This is a genomic window from Herbiconiux sp. 11R-BC, assembly GCF_049472555.1.
GTDB lineage: Bacteria > Actinomycetota > Actinomycetes > Actinomycetales > Microbacteriaceae > Herbiconiux.
Window position 1 is genome coordinate 755,628 of record NZ_JBCEBO010000001.1, and the last position, 17,826, is coordinate 773,453.

12 protein-coding genes and 1 tRNA gene are annotated in these 17,826 nt (G+C 71.8%); 3 read left to right on the forward strand and 10 right to left on the reverse strand.

Translation table 11 applies throughout. From position 1 onward, the window contains the following. Positions 1-55: 55 nt before the first annotated feature. The 6 genes from VD659_RS03410 to VD659_RS03435 all read right to left on the reverse strand — a co-directional run bounded on the left by VD659_RS03410 (position 56) and on the right by VD659_RS03435 (position 4,507). A complete protein-coding gene (locus tag VD659_RS03410; protein ID WP_423259724.1) occupies positions 56-1,816 on the reverse strand; it encodes a M23 family metallopeptidase in 1,761 nt (586 codons plus the stop codon). A gap of 144 nt (positions 1,817-1,960) precedes the next feature. Next, positions 1,961-2,776 carry an inositol monophosphatase family protein gene (locus VD659_RS03415; protein ID WP_423259725.1) on the reverse strand — a complete coding sequence of 272 codons (816 nt, stop codon included), beginning with the start codon at positions 2,774-2,776 and terminating at the stop codon, positions 1,961-1,963. A 115-nt stretch (positions 2,777-2,891) separates the two neighbouring features. Beyond that, a tRNA-Tyr gene (locus VD659_RS03420) sits at positions 2,892-2,973 on the reverse strand. 82 nt (positions 2,974-3,055) lie between these two features. Then, positions 3,056-3,829, reverse strand: coding sequence for a lytic transglycosylase domain-containing protein (locus VD659_RS03425; RefSeq protein ID WP_423259726.1), 774 nt, complete (start codon positions 3,827-3,829; stop codon positions 3,056-3,058). A 43-nt stretch (positions 3,830-3,872) separates the two neighbouring features. Continuing rightward, positions 3,873-4,256 (reverse strand): type II toxin-antitoxin system VapC family toxin, encoded by a 384-nt coding sequence (locus VD659_RS03430; protein ID WP_423259727.1) that lies wholly within the window; start codon positions 4,254-4,256, stop codon positions 3,873-3,875. Beyond that, the gene (locus VD659_RS03435; RefSeq protein ID WP_423259728.1) at positions 4,253-4,507 is read right to left on the reverse strand and encodes a type II toxin-antitoxin system Phd/YefM family antitoxin; all 255 of its coding nucleotides are present in this window, start codon (positions 4,505-4,507) and stop codon (positions 4,253-4,255) included. The genes VD659_RS03430 and VD659_RS03435 overlap by 4 nt, the downstream gene beginning before the upstream one ends. Before the next feature lie 79 nt (positions 4,508-4,586). On the opposite strand from VD659_RS03435, the gene VD659_RS03440 reads away from it, so the two are divergent. Beyond that, on the forward strand, positions 4,587-5,075 hold the full coding sequence (locus tag VD659_RS03440) for a YajQ family cyclic di-GMP-binding protein (RefSeq protein ID WP_137838092.1): 489 nt from the start codon (positions 4,587-4,589) through the stop codon (positions 5,073-5,075). A gap of 2 nt (positions 5,076-5,077) precedes the next feature. After that, positions 5,078-5,767: an NUDIX domain-containing protein gene (locus tag VD659_RS03445; protein ID WP_423259729.1), complete on the forward strand. Its 690-nt coding sequence runs from the start codon at positions 5,078-5,080 to the stop codon at positions 5,765-5,767. Between the two features lie 49 nt (positions 5,768-5,816). Here VD659_RS03445 and VD659_RS03450 read toward each other — a convergent pair whose 3' ends face one another. The 3 genes from VD659_RS03450 to VD659_RS03460 all read right to left on the reverse strand — a co-directional run bounded on the left by VD659_RS03450 (position 5,817) and on the right by VD659_RS03460 (position 16,564). Continuing rightward, positions 5,817-7,196, reverse strand: coding sequence for an FAD-binding oxidoreductase (locus VD659_RS03450; RefSeq protein ID WP_423259730.1), 1,380 nt, complete (start codon positions 7,194-7,196; stop codon positions 5,817-5,819). Positions 7,197-7,263: 67 nt separating this feature from the next. After that, positions 7,264-14,934 carry a DUF5979 domain-containing protein gene (locus VD659_RS03455; RefSeq protein WP_423259731.1) on the reverse strand — a complete coding sequence of 2,557 codons (7,671 nt, stop codon included), beginning with the start codon at positions 14,932-14,934 and terminating at the stop codon, positions 7,264-7,266. 226 nt (positions 14,935-15,160) lie between these two features. Further along, on the reverse strand, positions 15,161-16,564 hold the full coding sequence (locus tag VD659_RS03460) for a PLP-dependent aminotransferase family protein (RefSeq protein ID WP_423259732.1): 1,404 nt from the start codon (positions 16,562-16,564) through the stop codon (positions 15,161-15,163). Positions 16,565-16,658: 94 nt separating this feature from the next. On the opposite strand from VD659_RS03460, the gene VD659_RS03465 reads away from it, so the two are divergent. Then, entirely contained in the window at positions 16,659-17,549 is an 891-nt protein-coding gene (locus VD659_RS03465; RefSeq protein ID WP_423259733.1) for a DMT family transporter, read from the forward strand. Between the two features lie 33 nt (positions 17,550-17,582). On the opposite strand, the gene VD659_RS03470 is transcribed toward VD659_RS03465, so the two are convergent. Further along, on the reverse strand, positions 17,583-17,825 hold the full coding sequence (locus tag VD659_RS03470; RefSeq protein WP_423259734.1) for a DUF1653 domain-containing protein: 243 nt from the start codon (positions 17,823-17,825) through the stop codon (positions 17,583-17,585). Between the last annotated feature and the right edge of the window lies 1 nt (position 17,826).

The following is a 17,826-nucleotide window of genomic DNA, read 5'->3' on the forward strand; positions in this document are numbered from 1 at the left end:
CGTCCGACGGGCGAGCATCCGGAGTGCCGGCATCCGGCGCCCTCGAGACGGCGGCTCAGACCGCGTGGGTCTGCAGCCAGGCGAAGGGATCGACGGGGGTGACGCCGTCGAGACGGATCTCGAGATGCAGGTGCGGGCCCGTGGAGGTGCCGGTGTTGCCGACCCGTCCGACGGTCTGCGCCACCTTGACGACCTGGCCCTCGCTCAGCTGGATCGAGCCGGAGAGCATGTGGCCGTAGACGCTGGAGACCTTCTGGCCGTCGATGACGTGGTCGATGATCACGTAGACGCCCAGTCCGCCGTTGTCCGTGGACTGCACCAGGCTCACCACACCGTCGGCGACGGCCTGGATCGCGGTGCCCTGGCCGGGCGCGAAGTCGACGCCCTTGTGATCGGTGCTGCCGATGCCGCCCGGCGACTCCCGCGCGCCGAAGCCGTCGCTGATCGGCACGCCGACCGGGAACGGCCATTGGACGGCGCCGTTCGGATTGTTCGTGAAGGTGTCGGCGATGTGCAGGCCGGCGGCCTTCAGCGCCGCGACGTCGCGCACGCCGAAGCCGTCGCGGGCGATGCTCGATCCGGCGGCCTCGGCGCTCGTGGTGAGCTGCTGGCCGGGCGCCTGCGGGGCGACGTCGGCGAGGAAGGCGACGCTCGAGGTGTCGGATGCCGCATGCCAGGCCGAGGCCGGCATCGTGGTCGCCACGGCGATGCCGGTGGCGAAGATCAGGGCGAGGGCGCTGAGGCCGCCCTTCGCGATGTCGCCGCGCCGGCTGCGGCGACCGGTGCTGTTCGGCCTCGACGGCCCGGCGGCGGAGGCGTCGGGTGCGGACGCATCGGAAGAGTCGGGTGCGGAGGAACCGGGCTCGCTCGCCTCGGCCCCGAACGAGGTCGTGCGCAGGGTGCGCCGCGACACCGCGCGCGCGGCGGGGACGGGCTGCGCGACGACGCGATCGGCGCCGGCGACCGCCGCGGCAGCTCCCGCGGTCGTGGCAGCTCCCGCGGCCTCAGCGGCCCCAGCGCCCCCGGCCGGGACGATCTCGATCGCGATCTCGATCTCGCCTGCCTCGCGAGCGACCACGGGCGCGGCGGCGGCCACCGTGGCCGCCTCGGCCGTCGTGGGAACCGCGACGCGGGCGCGGCGACCGCCGGCCGGGCGCTCGATGGCATCGGTGAAGGACTCCGCGGCGCGGCGGCCGCCCCTCTGCAGGTGCGGACGCGGCGCGGCGACCGTGCTCGCGGCGGCCTGCACCGGTGGCGCGGCGGCAGCGGCAGCAGGAGCGGCGCCGTCGGTTGAGACCACTCCGGTCTCGTCGGCGAGGCGACCCGCACGACGACCGGCAGGCCGATGGGGCGCCTGGGCGGCGGACTCGGCGGCATCGCCCGGGCCGACCGGTGCCGAGATTGTGTCGGAGCTCGCCCGGCGACCCTTCCGGGTCGACACGACGCCGTCGTCGGGCGCATCCTGCACCATGAGCGCACGCACCTCACGACGGCGGCGCGGCGCATCCGGAACCACGGCCGAAGGCGTCACTCCCTCGCCGGCTCGCGCCGCCGCAGCCGAGCCCGCCGAGGCCGAGGCTTTCGCGCCATCGCGGGCTCGCGCGGCCGCTCCCGACGCCACCGTGGCGGGGGCCGTGGCGCCATCGCCGGCTCGCGCGGCCGGGGCCGCTGCGCCATCGCCGGCGGCCGGCGGCGTCGCCGCGACGGCCGCGCGCAGGCTGCGGCGCGAGGGAGTGGAGATGCCGGGGTGCACCGGCGAACCGGGGGCCTCGCGTTTGGACGACTCGTCGTCCGGGCGTGAAGTCGTGGGTGGCAAGGGGCTGGGAACTTCCGTCGATCGTCGGGTTGAACCCGGGGTAAGCGGGTTCACGGTCCCGTCAAGGGTACCCAGGGCACCTGGGGATCTCCACCTGGTGCACGTTTCCTGCGCGGCCCCCGAGTGTCGCGCAGGATCGTGGCGTCAGAGCGGAAGACCCGCGCCGCGGTGCAACTCGAACAGAATCGGCTCGAGTTCAGCGCGCAGGGCCGGGTGGGCCGCGAAGGTCATCACGGTGCTCTCGGCCGCGCTGCCGAAACCGCCCACCTGGGCGCCGGCTTCGCGGGCGATCAGGGCACCGGCGGCGTGGTCCCAGGGGTTCAGGCCCCGCTCGGCATAGGCATCCAGCCGGCCGGCGGCCACCGAGCAGAGGTCGAGGGCGGCCGAGCCGATCCGGCGGATGTCGCGCACCTGTCCGAGCAGGCCGGTGACGAACTCGCCCTGCCGCAGCCGCATCTCGGCGCTGTAGGAGAAGCCGGTGCCGACGAGCGCCTGCGAGAGCTCCACGCCGGAGTTGACGGCCAGGCGGCGGTCGCCCAGGAAGGCTCCGCCGCCGGCGCTCGCGGTGAAGATCTCGCCGATGGCGGGGTTCACGACGCAGCCGGCCAGTGCGGTCCAGGATGCCGGATCGGGGTCGCCCTCGACGGCGGCGATGCTGACGGCGTAGGCCGGGATGTCGTAGAGGTAGTTGACGGTGCCGTCGATGGGGTCGACCACCCAGGTGATGCCGCTCGAGCCGGGAGTCGCGGCCGACTCCTCACCGAAGAAGCCGTCATCCGGGCGCAGTTCGGCGAGGCGGGCGCGGATGAAGTCCTCGGACTCCCGGTCGGCGAAGGTCACGACGTCTTCGGGAGCCGACTTGCTCGCGGCCACGGTGACGCCTTCGGCGCGACGCTTCTTGATGAGGGCACCGGCTTCGACCCCGATGGCCCGGGCGATCTCGAGGAATTCGGTAGACACTGGGGCTCCTCAGAATCGGCGCCGCATCGTCCGGCGCCGCTCGTTCAGTGCCGGGGGCGCCACCGGCTGGGTGGCAAAAATCGGGGGCGCCACCGGCTGGGTGGCAAAAATACAGTGGCGGGTGAGGGATTCGAACCCCCGAATGCGAAGCAGTCTGATTTACAGTCAGATCCCTTTGGCCACTTGGGTAACCCGCCAGGGCGCACCCGACCACGTTCAACACACAACCGAAGGCGCTGACCAAGGATACCCGGCGGAGTCGCCCGAGCGAAATCGGCTTCAGGCTGCCGCGTCGCTCGCGTAGCGGTCGGCGTGGTCGAGCACTTCGGTGAGGTAGGAGGGCGACTCGTTGTAGGCCGCGATGGCTGCGCGCCAGCCGCTCTCGGTGCCGAGGTCGCCGCCGGAGTAGCAGAGGTACTCGGCGGCCGAGAGCGAGGCGTCGTCGATGTTGTGGATGTCGGGCACGCCGTCGCCGTTGGCCTCGGTGGCCCAGGCCGCCCAGGTGGTCGGAACGATCTGCATCGGGCCGACCGCGCGGTCCCACTCGGTGTCGCCGTCGACCGCGCCCTTGTCGGAATCGGGGATCTCCTGGAAGCCGTTCCCGTCGAGCGCCACCCCGATGATCGGCGCACTCGTCACCCCGTTGTCGAGGATCGACCCGCCGAAGATGGTGCCGTGGTGCGACTCCACCCAGCCGATCCCGGCGAGCGTGTTCCAGCCGAGGTGGCAGCCGGGCTGCTCTTCCGCGATGGCGAGAGCCGCTCCCGCGTAGCCCTGCAGCGCACGCCGCGGGATGCCCGTGGCCGCGGCCGCCCGATCGAGCCAGGCCGGGTCGGCCAGTTGCGAGCTCGGCGTCGCCACCACACCGTCGGCATCGAGGAAGGCCCCGACTCCGGATGCGCGCGGAGCCTCCGCGAACACCGCGAACGTCGCATCCGCCCCGCCTCCGCCACCGCCACCGGCACCGGCACCCCCCGTGCATCCGCTCAGCAGCAGCACGGCGGCGAGCGCCCCCGCGCCCGCGCCGGCCAGAACGGAGTATCGCGAACGCATGCTTCTACTCAAGCAGACAGGCCCGACCGTCCTCTGAGCGAACTCAGAACGTCTCGATGGCAAGGCCCCCCGCCGCGGCACGAAGCCTGTCATCATGGGTCCAGAACCCTGTGCAGAGGTGGAATTGTGCGGTTGCCAGATGGATGGCATCCATCGCCTTCAGCTGGTGGGTTGCTCGCGCGGTCGCAGCCAGGTCGTAGACGGCCGGAGGAATGTCGAACAGCTTCATCTCGGCGAAGACCCGATCGAACCGGCGCAAAGTGAGGCTGTGCTCGTCTCGAAGCGGTTTGACCCGGCACTCCATGCGCACCAGAGGGCTGTAGGCGAGCTGGCCGCCCATCTCGACGAAACGCCGGCGGATGGCATCCCCTCTCGGAGTGGCGTCCTCGAGTGCGTAGATGAGCACATTCGAATCGACGTAGATCACTCGTCGTCTCCGCGCAGCTCGTCGATCCACGCGTCGATCTCCGCCGCGGTCTTGCGTTGCGATTCCGGGATGGGGTTCGCCTCGATCCACTCGACCAGGTCTTTCCCGGTCCAGAAGGTGCGCTCGACGATCGGCACGATCTTCGCGACGGGCTTGCCCCGTCGCGAGATCTGCACTTCTTCCCCGGCCTCCGCGCGAGCAATGAGCTTCGACAGATTGTTTCGTGTATACAACACGTCGTACGTCTCCATGGTCTCCCCGACCTCCTAGCCAGCAATGCTAGCCAGCATGAGACATCGTCACAAGCGCCGTGCCCCGTAAAATGGGCGCATGGCAGATTCATCGTTTGACGTGGTCAGCAAGGTCGACAAGATGGAGGCGGACAACGCCCTCAACCAGGCGCACAAAGAGGTGGAGCAGCGTTACGACTTCAAGAACGTCGGCGCCTCCATCGAGTGGAGCGGCGAGAAGGTGCTCATGAAGGCCAACTCCGAGGAGCGCGTGAAGGCGATCCTCGAGGTCTTCGAGTCGAAGCTCATCAAGCGCGGCATCTCGCTGCGCTCGCTCGACGCGGGCGAGCCCTTCGCCTCCGGCAAGGAGTTCCGCATCGAGGCGTCGATGAAGAACGGCATCGAGCAGGACGCGGCGAAGAAGATCAACAAGCTCATCCGCGACGAGGCTCCGAAGAGCGTGAAGTCGCAGATCCAGGGCGACGAGCTGCGCGTCTCCTCGAAGAGCCGCGACGACCTGCAGGCCACCATGGCGCTGCTCAAGGGCGCCGACCTCGACGTCGCTCTCCAGTTCATCAACTTCCGCTGAGCGTGAGCGAGCCGCTGCCGGACGAACGCGCGGGCGCAGGCATCCCTGGCATCGACGTGCCCGATCGCCGCGGCCGCACGGGCCTCGACCAGACCGGCCGCGACCTCACGGGCAATCCCCGCGTGCGCGTCACCGACGTACAGCTGCTCACCTCGAACTGGTACATCACCCGCACCACCCGCTTCGAGTTCCAGCACAGCGACGGCCACGGGTCGACCGAGGAACGCGAGACCTACGACCGCGGCAACGGCGCCACCATCCTGCTCTATGACGCCGGCCGGCGAACGGTTCTGCTCATCCGGCAGTTCCGCTACCCCGCCTACGTCAACGGCCACCCCGACGGGATGCTGCTGGAAGCCCCCGCAGGCCTGCTCGACGAAGACGACCCCGAGACCGCCATCCGCCGGGAGGCCCGCGAGGAGACCGGGTTCGCCGTCGGCGAGGTGAGCCACGTGTTCGACGCGTACATGAGCCCGGGGTCGATCACCGAGAAGCTTTTCTTCTTCGCCGCGCCCTATGACCGCGCGGTGCGGGCGGATGCCGGCGGCGGGCTCGCCGAGGAGGGCGAGGACATCGAGCTGGTCGAGCTGGGCATCGACGAGGCACTGACGCGCATCGGGCGGGACATCATCGATGCCAAGACGATCATGCTGCTCCAGTGGGCGGTGCTCGGGGGGCCGTTCGGCCGGTGAGGTCGGGGGCGCTTCGGCTGCGCCTCGCTTCGGGGAGGCTGCGCCTCGCTTAGGGGAGAAGGCGGGTGGGCGGGTAGGGGAAGGTGCCGGTGGGGTCGTAAGTGGCGCGGATGGCGGCGAGGCGGGCGAAGGCTTCGGGGGGCCAACAGGATTCGTAGGAGCCGGGGGCCGAGAGATCGCCGGCGAAGTTGATGTTGTTCGACGCCGAGATCCAGGGGGCCAGGCGCGCCGTGACGGCGTCGGCCGCTGCGGGCAGCACGGTGTCGAAGAGCGCCGGGTCGGGCGCCCCGATCATGACGAGGGAGCCCGCCGCCGAGCGGCCGCCGACCGCGCTCCCCCCGGCCACGTCACGCGAGGCGGCGCCACCGAGGTGCCGCACCTCCACCGCCACCATCGGCAGCGGGGCGTCAGGCCCCACCACCTCGAGCAGCGCCTCCGCGAAGCCCGCGTCGAGGCGGTCGAGCAGCATCCCTCTGTCCCACATCGGCACCGGGTCGGTGGGGTCGTTGTGGATGAGCGCGACGTCGGCCGCCGGGAGCTCGCCGACGCCCCCGAGGAACGACGGGGCGAGCGCGCGCAGCGGGGCGAACATCCGCTCCCCCTCCTCCGCCGGCCCCACGAACGCGAAGCGCAACGACACCGCCGTCGTGCCCCGGAGCGGCTCGGGGACGACCTCGAGCGGCGGAAAGCGCAGCACCGCCACCGAGGTGGTGACGCTCTCGGGCGCCGTGGAGGTGAACTCCGCCCAGCCGCGCAGCACCGCGGCGATGTGCTCGGCGTCGAAGAACAGCGAGCCGGCGTAGAGCGAGCGCAGCGGCACGAGCGCGAACTCCATCGAGGTCACGACCCCGAAGCCGCCCTTGCCTCCGCGCAGCGCCCAGAAGAGCTCCGGATGCTCGGTGCCGCTCACCGTGATCGCCTCGCCCGCCGCCGTCACCAGCCGGAACGAGCGCACGTAGTCGGAGGAGAAGCCGAAGGTGCGCGCGAGCGGGCCGAGGCCACCCCCGAGCGTGTAGCCGATGGTGCCGACGTGACCGGAGGCGCCCGTCACGGGCGCGAGACCGGACTCCGCCGCCGCAGCCACGACCGCGCTCCACCGGTTGCCGGCGCCGATCGCGGCGATCCGTGCATCCGGGTCGATCTGCAGGCCGGAGAGCCGCGCCGTGGTGATGAGCACGCCGCTCGTCACGGCGCTCCACCCGCCGTGCCCGGTGGCCAGCACGTGCACGGGCATCCCGGCTGCCGTCGCGAAACGCACGGCGGCGACGACATCGGCCTCCGTCTCGGCGCCCACGGCCACCTCGGGGTCATGCTGCACGAGCGTGTTCTGAGCGGCGACCTCGCCCGCCATCCCCTCGTCACCGCGGCGGAAGAACGGGCCGGTCAGGGCACGGGCCAGCTCGCTGAAGTCTTCTGCGCTGTAGCTCATGCCAGAGACTGTAGCGGCGGCCGCCGACAGGGGGTAGTCCCCGCTGCCGGCCGCCGCAGCCCGGTCGTCACGCCCGGCGGCGACGCCGCACGAACACGAACAGTGCGAGACCGAGCGCGATCACCCCGGTGCCGAGGATCAGCCCGGCCGCGGCTGCGAACCCGGTGCTCGCGAGTCCGCCGTCGCCCGGCAGCACCGGCACGGTGGCCACGAGCTGCGCCTGCGACTCGCCGTCGGGAGCGACGTCGCCCGTGTGGTCGACCTCACCCCAGGGCCCAACGGGGTTCGTGACGTTCGCCAGGTTCGCGATCGTGCCCGCGGAGTTGACCACCGCGGTCACCGTGAACTTCTGCGTCGCGCCGACCGGCAGCGAGGCCACCTGCCAGCTCAGGGTGTTGCCCGTGGTGCTCGTGGCGGCCGGACTGGTCGACACGATCGTGAGCTGCTTCGGGAACTCGTCGGTCACCGTGATGCCGGTGGCGTCGATCTCGCCGACGTTCTTCAGCGTGATCGTGTAAACCACGGTGTCGCCCACCGAGACGGCCTTCTTGTCGACCGTCTTCTCGAGCGAGAGCTGACCGACGTCGAAGGTGTTGGTCACCGTCACGGTCGCGGGTCCGGACGGAACGCCGTCGGCCAGGATCGTGATGTGGCCGTCGGCGGGGTCGGTGACGGATGCCGTGGCGAGGCCGCGGTCGGTCTCGGTCACCGCGCAGTCGGCGCCCGCGATCAGGCCGTCGACACTCGCCCGATACGCGTTGTCGGCCGAGAGCACGAGCGTCGACGCGTCGCCGAGGTCGATCGGGGTGACCACGCCGTCCTTCAGCCAGGTGCAGACCACCTGCACCGTGAAGGGACCGGCGCCGAACGCCTCCACGCCGCTGCCCACCCGGTTCTTCACCACGGCCAGGCTGCCGGTGTCGAAGGTGTTGGTGACGGTGACCTCGGCCGGGGCGCTGTCGGGCACCGTGACCAGCGCACCGTCGGCCGGGCCGGCGGGCGAGTACGTGACGCTCGTGGCCCCGCCCTGCACGGTCTCGACGACCGCGCAGTCCGCACCCGCGATGAGCCCGTCGACGGTCGCCTCGTAGGAGTTCGACGAGTCGAGCACCACGATGCCGCCGTTCGGCAGCGGAATGGTGAGCGTCTGGCCGTCCTTCTGCCAGGTGCAGGTGACCTGGGCGGTGAAGGGGCCTGCGCCGTAGACGTCCGCGCCCGCTCCGTCGCGCACCTTCGTGATGTGCACGCTGCCGGGGGTGAAGGTGTTGGTCACGTCGACCGTGACGGCTCCCACCGTCGCGGGGCTGACCGCGGCCGGGATGAGCACGGTCGGCAGGTCGACGACGCTGCTGTTCGCGCCGCCGGTCACCGTCTCCGACACGGCGCACGAGGTGCCCACCGGGAACTGCTCGGGCAGGGTCGTGGTCTGGCCGCCGACAAGCTGGATGCTGTCGTCGTAGAGCGTCTGGCCGTCGTAGGTGCACGTGATGGCCACCGTGAACGGACCCTGGCCGTAGCCGTCGTCGGGACCGGGGGTGCCCGATCCGTCGCCCGCCGCGCCGCCCGCGAGGGTCTTCGTGACCGCCAGCGTGCCGGCCCCGTAGGTGTTCGTGTAGGCGGCGGTGTTGGCGCCGTCGGCGAGGGTGACGTCGGCGGTGGTCCCGGCGGTGGCCGGCCCGCCGTTCACGCTGACCGTCACCGTGTTGCCGGCGTCGGTGGCGTGATCGGTGTCGCTCTCCACCACGGTGCAGTCGGCGCGCACCGGCAGGTCGCCGATGGTGTGCGAGCCGCCGTCGCTGAGCGTGAAGGTGGCGTCCTCCGGCGCGAGCGCGATCGGGGCGCCGAGCGCCGTGGTGCAGGTGGCCGTGTAGGTGAAGGGACCGAAGTCGCCGACGGTCGCGAGCGTCGACACCGTCTTGGTGACGGTGAGCGAGGTGAGCGCGTAGTCGTTGGTGACGGTCACCTGCTGAGCGGCCGGCACCGGCGCGGTGTTCGCGGCCGGCGAGGCGATCGTCACCGAGGCGGGCGACACCGTGCGGGTGGTCTCGCCGTAGGACCCCTCCGTGCCGTCCTCGGTCACCGTGCAGGCCGCGCCGAGCGGGATGCCGTCGATCCGGGCCGTGTAGGAGTTCGCCGCGTCGAGGGTGACGTGGCCGGCGCCCTGGAAGTCGACCGGCTGACCGTCGACCATGCAGGCCGCCGTCGCTCCGAAGGAGGTCGGGGCGGTGGCCGCGCCGGCTCCGGTGACCGCCTTGGTGATCTGCAGCGGACCGCCGGTGAGCACCACGCCGGCCTTGATCGGGGCGCGCGAGAGCACTCCGCCGACCGAGAGCACGGCCGAGGCGCCGAACTGGTTCCAGGCCACCGCATCCGTCACCGGCACCGACACGGGCGCCTGCTCGGGGTTCGCGGTCGTGGCCGGGTGGTTCACCGTGTGGTAGAGCACCTGCACTCCGCCGCCGGGCGCCAGCAGGTGCGCCGCGGTGGTGGTGAAGTCGAACACGTAGCGGATGCCCGTGACCGCCGCGAAGTCACCCGTGTAGGTGGCTCCGTCGGACCAGTCGGAGGCCACCGGATGCGTGGAGCAGGTCGGATCGCTCGGCCACGCGGTCGCCCCCGAGCCCACGCAGACGTCGGCGGCCGTGGTGACCTGCCAGGTGACGGTGGTCCCCGCCGGAGCCGTGAAGGCCGGCTGGTAGGAGTTGTCGAGCTGCGGACGGAAGGTCGAGCCGCGCGAGCCGCCGGTGGCGAGCAGGCGGTCGCCCGGGAAGGGCAGCGGGTCGACGAGCGTGAGCTTGGTGTAGGCCACCGTTCCGCTGTTCACCGCGGCGAGCTTCCACTCGTCGACACCGCCCACGACCGTGTTCGCGGCGCAGGGGTAGCGGTAGTAGCCGCCGAGCTCCGAGAGGCAGGGGCCGCCGGGGGTGCTCAGGTTCTGGCCGCCGGCGACGGCGCCCTTCACCGACTTGGTGGTCATGAGCGAGGCGCCCGGGATGGGCTGCACGTAGTTGGTGGTGCCGCACTGGGCCGGGCCGACGCCCGCGAGGGTGCCTTGCCCGTTGCCGGAGGTGTTGGTGCAGGCCGCGAGGGTCTGGCCGGTCGTCACCACCATCTGGTTCGTGGCGCGCTGGCCGGCGGCGAGGCCGGGCTGCAGCACGATGCCGAGCGTGACGGTGAAGGTCTCACCCGGCGCCATCCGCTGTCCGGCGCTGGGCCAGGTGAAGGTCATCGCCCGGGTCGCGTCGTCGTAGGCCACGGCCACGTCGGTCGACAGCAGGCCACCGGCGCTCGTGGCGTAGGCGGGGGTGGCGCCGTCCCACTCCAGCGACGTCGGCAGCTGGTCGACGAGCTCGGCGATCGTGAGGTACCCGGTGCCGGTGTTCGAGAAGGTCATCGTCCACTCGTTGGGATCGCCGGGCGTGACGGAGTGGATGTTGCCCTGCGGCGTCTTCGACACGTCCAGCGCGTAGCTGCCCGGCTCGAGGGTGACGGTGTCCTGCGCGTCGGCGTTCGCATCCGGATAGACGGCGGGGTCGTCGGTGCGGTGCGAGTTGCTCGTCACCACGTTGTCGATGCTGCTCGGGAACAGGATGGGGTCGCCCGAGCGCGCCACGTCGAGCAGCGTCACGTGCAGCAGCGCGGTGGCGGTCCAGTTCTCGGGGAGCATGGTGTGCGAGAACAGGCCGCCGTCTGCGCGGGTGAACACGAAGCGGATGCCCGTGACGTCGGCCACGGTGATGCCGGAGGGCAGCGTGGGCAACGCCGCGGTCGCGGCCGGCGTGCCCGTGGTCCAGCTCGCGCTGCCGTTCAGCTGCACGTCGACCTGCACCCGGTCGGAGCCGGCCGGGAGCGTCACGTCGGCGCCGGTGAGACCGGTGAGACGGAACTCGTTCCAGAACTCCGCATCCGTGTCGGTGACGGTCACCTGGTTGGTCGGCACCGTGGCGTCGCCCTGCGTGGCGGTGAGCGTGGCGGTCACCGGGGTGGTGCGGTCGCGCTCGAGCAGCGAGTCGGGCGAGAACACCTTCTGCGCCGTGACGCCGAGCTTGCCGCCGACGATCGTGATGTCCGCGTTCGCGCTGTCGCTCGGGGTGCTCTGCGGTCCGGAGGGGTAGAGCACCGGGTCGTAGCTCTGGGCGAAGGCGTAGTTCTCCACGTGGAACGGGGTGACGTTCACCGCGGTGTCGCTGCGGAGGGTGATGCGCAGCTTCGTGTGCAGTGTCAGTACCGCCGTCGATCCGGTGGCGATCGAGCCGCCGTTCGCCGCGGGGTTCGTGCCCTGGTACACCACGCTCACACCGACGACGTTCCCGAGGTCGGTGAGGGTGGGGGCGGTGGCGAGGGTGGTCGTGCGGGTCGACAAGGTGCCGTCGGCCGCGCGCTCCCAGAGGAACACCGTCGAGGCGAGCGGGTCGATCTGCGTGGCGTCGTAGCTGAACGACAGGCCGGTGAGGTCGAAACGCTCGAACGGGTTCGTGCCGGGCGTGTAGACCGCGCCGGCGTACGGGTTGGCCGCCCAGGCGTCCGGGGCGCTCACGCAGGCTCCGACCGCGCCGTCGGAGCAGGGCATCGGGTCGGTGACGCGCAGGTAGGAGGCGCGCGAGGAGGAGTTGTTCTTCGCCGTGACGGTGAAGTCGTTCGTGGGGTAGCCGGCTGCCGGGACGTCGCCGGGGTTCGGCACCACGATCTCGGACTTCTGCGACGACTTCGTCACGTCGACCGCCGGCGGCTGGTCGATCAGGGCGATGTTGTCCTGCGCCGTCCGGGGCCCGACGGGAGTCCCGTTCTGCACGCCCGAGACGCCGACCGTGTTGATGACGGTTCCAGGCGTCGGGTCGTTGAAGGCCTGCGTCGCGGTCACCCACGGGTAGGACGGGTTCGCGCTCGGCACGCGCAGGGCGTTGCGCAGCTTCCAGACCAGGCCGAGCGAGCGCGCCGAGCCATTGGCGCTCGTGGCGACGCCCGAGCCCACCGGAGGAGCGAGGGGATCGCTGGAGCTGGCGCGCGCGGCGTCGTTCGGCGTGACGACGAACCGCACGCCCGTGGCGTTCTGGGACTCGCTGCCGGTGAGCGTGTAGCCGCGGAACCCGTTCGAGCCCATCCAGCCGCCGCTCGGCGACGTCACGGTCACCCAGTTGCCGCCGATGTAGAGCTGCACCTGCGAGACGGTGTCCCACTTCAGCAGCGGGTCGGTGCCGTAGCCGACGGGGGCGATCGAGGTCAGGTCGAAGGCCTGGAACACCGACTGGGCCGGCGTCGCCTCGGTGCCCGAGGGGTCGCTGATCGTCGCGGAGGAGTATCCGGTCGAGGTGACCCCCCAGCCCAGGAGCGTCGCCGCGCTCGCGCCCGACTGCGAGCTCAGCAGGGAGAGGTCGCCCGAGAAGTCCGGCGTGCGCCAGGCCTTCGACGCGATCAGGGTGCCGACGCCGCTCTCGGTCTGGATCTTGGCGTCCGCCACATCCGTGACCACGTCGCTCTGCACCACGGGCTTGCCGTCGACGGAACCCTGCGCCTGAGCCTGACCGAGGTTCTCGTAGACGGTGGGCGCGGCGTTCGGCACCGAGGTGGGGGTGCTGGTGCCCCGCAGGGTCGGCAGGGCCTGGAACACGGCGTTGGGGCTCACGGTGGTTCCCTGCGGGAAGCCGTCCGGGTTCGCGAAGGTGTAGCGCAGCCCGGTGATGTTCGGCACGTCGGCCGTGGGCAGGTTGCCGGAGTAGACCTGGGTGCCGCCCGTGGCGTCGACCGTGGTGAAGGTCACCCAGGTGGCGCCGCCGTCGGTGGTGTACTCGATGGTGAGCGTCGAGCCCGCGAGAACCTGCGTGGGCGCGATGGCGATGGGCTGGAACGCGTTCCAGAAGTCGTTCGCCACGCTCGGGCGCAGCGAGTCCTCCACCACGATGCTGGTGGGGTTCACGTAGGCCGAGTCGGTGCTCGTGGTGGTGGGCAGCTGAGCCACCACCGTGGCACCGGGCGACACGGCGCCGGAGGGGGAGATCTTCTTGTCGATGCCGAGCTTGATGTCGGGGTAGAACACCTCGAGCGGAGCCGTGTCGGATGCGGTGGCGCTGCCCTTCGCGTTGGTCCCCGTGACGCCGAGGGTGTTGGTGAGGTCGACCGAGGTCGCCGGGTCGGGCACGAGCCCCACGCCGGCCTTGATGCCGAACTGGCTCGTGGTCTGGGCTCCGGCCGCGATGGCTCCGGTGTACTCGATCGAGAAGCCGGTGAGGTGCTGACCGCCCGGGGCGGCGGGCGCCGCCGGCGTGGAGCTGTTCGGCACAGCGGAGCTCTGGGTGCTGCCGTCGCTGTAGTGCCAGGTGATGGTGGCGGCGGTCGCCCCGGTGGGATAGGCGAGGGGCGCGCTGAAGCCGTCGAACGCGACGGAGTCGGTGAAGAAGTCCAGGTCGTCGAGCTTCAGCGAGCTGAGCGGGCCGTTGGAGTCGTTCTTGGCCGCGATGGTGGCCTTGGCGGTCGTGCCGGCGGGGATGCGCGCGGGCGAGATCTGCTTGTCGGCGCTGACGGCCACCGTGAGGGGGCCGACCGTGTACGGAGCCGAGGCGGTCTTGCTCACCGGGTCCTGGCCGGGAACCGTGACCGTGCCCTGCGCCTGGTTGGTGACCGTGCCGCCGCCGACCAGCGAGGCACCCGTCTGACGGTTCGTGGTGCGCAGGGTGGCGTCGAGGGCGACCGAGCCGGCGGCACCGCCCGGGGTGATGGCCGCATCCGCGCCCGCCCCGGCGTAGGTGAAGCGGAGCCCGACGACATCGGCGTTCGTCACGCCGGCCGGAAGCTGGATGTCCGCCGGCGCGCGCGGTGAGCCGGGCTGCCAGAGGTAGGTGCCCGAGACCGTGTCGAAGACGTAGGCGTCGACCTGCACGGTGTCGGCGCCCGCCGGCAGTGCGACGGCGCCGAAGCCGGCGAAGTCCACCAGCCGGAAGGGGTTGTCGGTGCCGAGGGCGGTGGCGCCGTCGACGGCCGACACTGGGTCCTGCACCGTGAGGGTGGAGGCCGGCACGTTCGAGGTGTTCTGCGAGCTGAGCGTGACGGTGGAGGCGGCGCCGGGCAGGTACTGCTGCGTGGCCGGCAGCCAGGTCTTGCCGAGCACCGTGTCGACGGTGACCGGGATGTTCACGGTGACGTCGGCGGAGTCGGTGACGGTGGCCGCCGTGTCGGCCTGGGCGCTCGCGGTGTTCGTGACGGCGACGCCGTTGGACGGCCAGGTGGCAGGGAGGTTCTGCGGCGCCTTCAGCGTGACGGCGATCTGGTAGGTGTGGCCGGCGATGATGCCGACCCCACCGCCGAGCAGGCCCTCGAGGAACGTCACCGAGAGCGCGCAGTTCGCCGTGACCGCGCCGGAGCATCCGGTGTAGGCCACGGTGCTGGGCTGACTGGTGGGCGTCACCGCGGTGCCGAGGATCTGGAAGCCGTCGAAGGCGGCGGGGAGCGCATCCGTCATCGTGGCGTTGATGCAGTCGTTGTCGTCGCAGCCGACGGTGATCACGTAGTCGAACTCATCACCGGGAGCGAGGGTGACCGCGTCCTGCCCGTTGACCAGCTTCGTGATCGAGAGGGCGCCCTGCGGCGGGGCGGCCTGCGCCGGCACAGCCACCGCCATCGCGCCGACGAGCGCGATCGAGAGCATGGCGGCGACGGCTCCGAGGCGCTGATACCAGCGTCGTCCCGAGCCGGCGCGGCGGCCTCGGCCGTCGGCGGAATTGGTCGTTGAACGGACAGAGTTCACGTGCGGGTCCCCTTTGCTGCGTCGCCTCCCGGTGGGTTTCCGGTGGGCATCGATCGCCCGCGCAGCGCGATGGGTGGTCGCGCCACACTGCGGGCTCGCACCAGCGTATGAAAGCCCGCGGGCGATTTCGCGAAGAGGGCGGCGGGTTCACCCACGGATTCACCCTCTGGCCGGATGCTCCGCTCCGGCGGCTCTGCCCTGCCGCTGCCCCTGCCCCTGCCCCTGCTCAGCTCAGCTGTGCCGCCAGGATGCCGACCGCCTCGCCGAACCGGCCCGGGTTCGGCCCCGAGTAGTTGAGCCGCACGAACTCGCCCACGGCCTCCGCCGGGAACCACTCCTCGCCCGGGGAGATGAGGAGGCCCTCCGCCGCGCAGGCGGCCACCACTCCGGCCGCGGTGAGGCCCGGGGGCAGGCGCAGCCAGAGGTTGAGACCACCGGCGGGGACGGCGGTGAGGACGCCCGCCGGCAGACCCGCGGAGATCAGTGCGGTGAGCGCATCCCGTCGCTCCCGCAGCTGTTCGCGCATGCGCCGCAGGTGCGGCTGCCAGCCCGGCGCCGTCACCACGTCGAGCGCTGCCGTCTGCAGCACGCCGCTGACGTAGAGGCCGTCGACGACCCGGTCGGCCCGGATGCGCGAGAGCGCCGGTCCGCGCGCGATCACGCCCGCGATGCGCACCGCCGGGGAGATGCTCTTCGTGAGGGACCGCAGGTACACCACGTGACCGTCGGTGTCGTTCGCCACGACCGGCCGCACCACGGCGTCGATCGCGAAGTCGTGCGCCCAGTCGTCCTCCACGAGGAAGGCGGAATTCTCGCGCACCACGTCGAGCACGGCGGCGGCCTGCTCCGGCGACCAGGTGGATCCGGTGGGGTTCGCGAAGTGCGGCATGGCGTAGAAGAGCCGCGCACGGGTGCGCTCGAACACCTCGGTGAGCACGATCGGATCGACCGCGTCGCCGGCGCGCGGAACCGGCACCACCACGAGACCGGCCTGGCGGGCTGCGGCGATCGCCCCCCAGTAGCTGGGCGACTCCATCACGATCGACTCGCCCGGGCGCGCGAGGGCGCGGAAGATCGACGAGAGCGCGCTCTGCCCACCCGGCATCACCACGACGTCGGCGGCCGTCGGAGCCGAGCCTCCGGAGGCGGTGGCCTCGGCCACCTCCTGCGCGAACCACGAGCGCAGCTCAGGCAGCCCGGAGGCGTGCGGGCGGTCGAGCGCCGAGCGCGAGCGGGCCGCGCGCGCGAGCGCGGACTGCACGGCCCGCACCGGCAGCAGGTCGTCGCTGGGGTAGCCGCTGTGCATCGCGATCACGTCGTCGGCGGGGGTCTGCATGGTCGAGCCGACGAGGGCGCCGTGCGGTGCGACCGCGCCGAGCGCCGCCGTCTGCCAGCCGTAGTCGGCTCGCGGGGCGGGCTGGGCGTGGCGCACGAAGTTGCCCGCACCCGGACGGGATTCCACGAGCCCCTCCCGCACGAGCACGCGCACGGCCTGCTGCACCGTCACCGGGCTCGCGCCGAAGCGGGCGGTGAGCGACCGGGTCGAGGGCAGTCGCGCCCCGGCGCGCAGCCCGGCCACCATGGTGCGGAGCTCGACGGCGATGAGCGCAGAACTGCTACTGTTGTTCATGAAGCCTGATGATAGCGCTACTGCATCGGTGACCGACCCGCTACCGGTGACGACGCGGACAGGGACCACACGGACAGGCGCGACGCGGACGGGGATGCCGCTCACGGCCCGCCTCCTCTCCCCCGGTCTGCTGTGGGGATTCCTCGGCGTGCTGGCCTTCTCGTTCACCCTCCCCTTCACGCGCATCGCGGTGTCGACGCTCGATCCGCTCTTCGTCGGGGCCGGGCGCGCGCTCGTGGCCGCACTGCTCGCCACGGCAGTGCTGCTCGTCACGCGCACGCGACTGCCGGCGCGACGACTCTGGCCGCGCATCCTGGTGGTCGCTGCCGGAGTCGTGGTGGGGTTCCCGTTCCTCACCTCCTTCGCGCTGCAGACGGCGCCGGCGAGCCACGGCGCCGTGGTGATCGGGCTGCTGCCGGCCGCCACCGCCGCGGTGGCCGTGCTGCGCGCCCGCGAACGGCCGAGCCGGCTGTTCTGGGTGGCCAGTCTGGCCGGCGCCGCCGCGGTGATCGGCTTCACCGTGGTCTCCTCCGGCGGCTTCGGCGGTCTGCAGCTCTCTGACCTGCTCCTGCTCGGCGCCGTCGTGGCGGCGGCCGTCGGCTACGCGGAGGGCGGTCTGCTCGCGCGGGAGATCGGCTCGTGGCAGGTGATCTGCTGGGCGCTCGTGGCGGCCGCACCCGTGGTGGCCGTGCTCACCGGGGTCTCCGTGGCCGCGCATCCGCCCACCGCCGGCATCGACGGCTGGCTGGCCTTCGGCTACGTGTCGGGCGTGAGCATGTTCCTCGGCTTCTTCGCCTGGTACCGCGGGCTCGCCATCGGGCCCATCGCCTCGGTGAGCCAGATCCAGCTCGTGCAGCCGGTGCTCACCATCGTGTGGGCCGCCCTGCTGCTCGGCGAGCCCCTCACCCTCGTCACGGCCCTCGGTGCCCTGGCCGTGGTCGCCTGCGCAGCCCTGGCCGTCCGCTCCCGGGTCCGCTCCCGCTGACCCCACCCTCCCGCACCCTCGCGGGAAGGTGACTCAGGGCAGGCGGGCGAAGCGGGGGACGACGGCGCCCGAGACCTCCACCGTCTCCGTGAACATCGCCAGCGGGCGCACCCAGAGGCCGCCGTCGCCGTAGAGCGGGCGATAGACGACGAGCGGCTCCTCGGTCTCGCTGTGGCGGGCGACGCCGATCACCTCGTAGTCGTTGCCCTTGTAGTGCCGGTAGCGGCCCGGCGCGACCTGCGGTGCGACCGGGCGCTCGGCCTCGCCGTCAACCATG

Bases quoted from the DNA above. Each gene is read 5' to 3' on its own strand.
- VD659_RS03425 (WP_423259726.1), bottom strand. From the start codon at position 3,829: ATGCGTTCGCGATACTCCGTTCTGGCCGGCGCGGGCGCGGGGGCGCTC.
- VD659_RS03435 (WP_423259728.1), bottom strand. From the start codon at position 4,507: ATGGAGACGTACGACGTGTTGTATACACGAAACAATCTGTCGAAGCTC.
- VD659_RS03440 (WP_137838092.1), top strand. From the start codon at position 4,587: ATGGCAGATTCATCGTTTGACGTGGTCAGCAAGGTCGACAAGATGGAG.
- VD659_RS03450 (WP_423259730.1), bottom strand. From the start codon at position 7,196: ATGAGCTACAGCGCAGAAGACTTCAGCGAGCTGGCCCGTGCCCTGACC.
- VD659_RS03460 (WP_423259732.1), bottom strand. From the start codon at position 16,564: ATGAACAACAGTAGCAGTTCTGCGCTCATCGCCGTCGAGCTCCGCACC.
- VD659_RS03465 (WP_423259733.1), top strand. From the start codon at position 16,659: ATGCCGCTCACGGCCCGCCTCCTCTCCCCCGGTCTGCTGTGGGGATTC.
- VD659_RS03470 (WP_423259734.1), bottom strand. From the start codon at position 17,825: ATGGTTGACGGCGAGGCCGAGCGCCCGGTCGCACCGCAGGTCGCGCCG.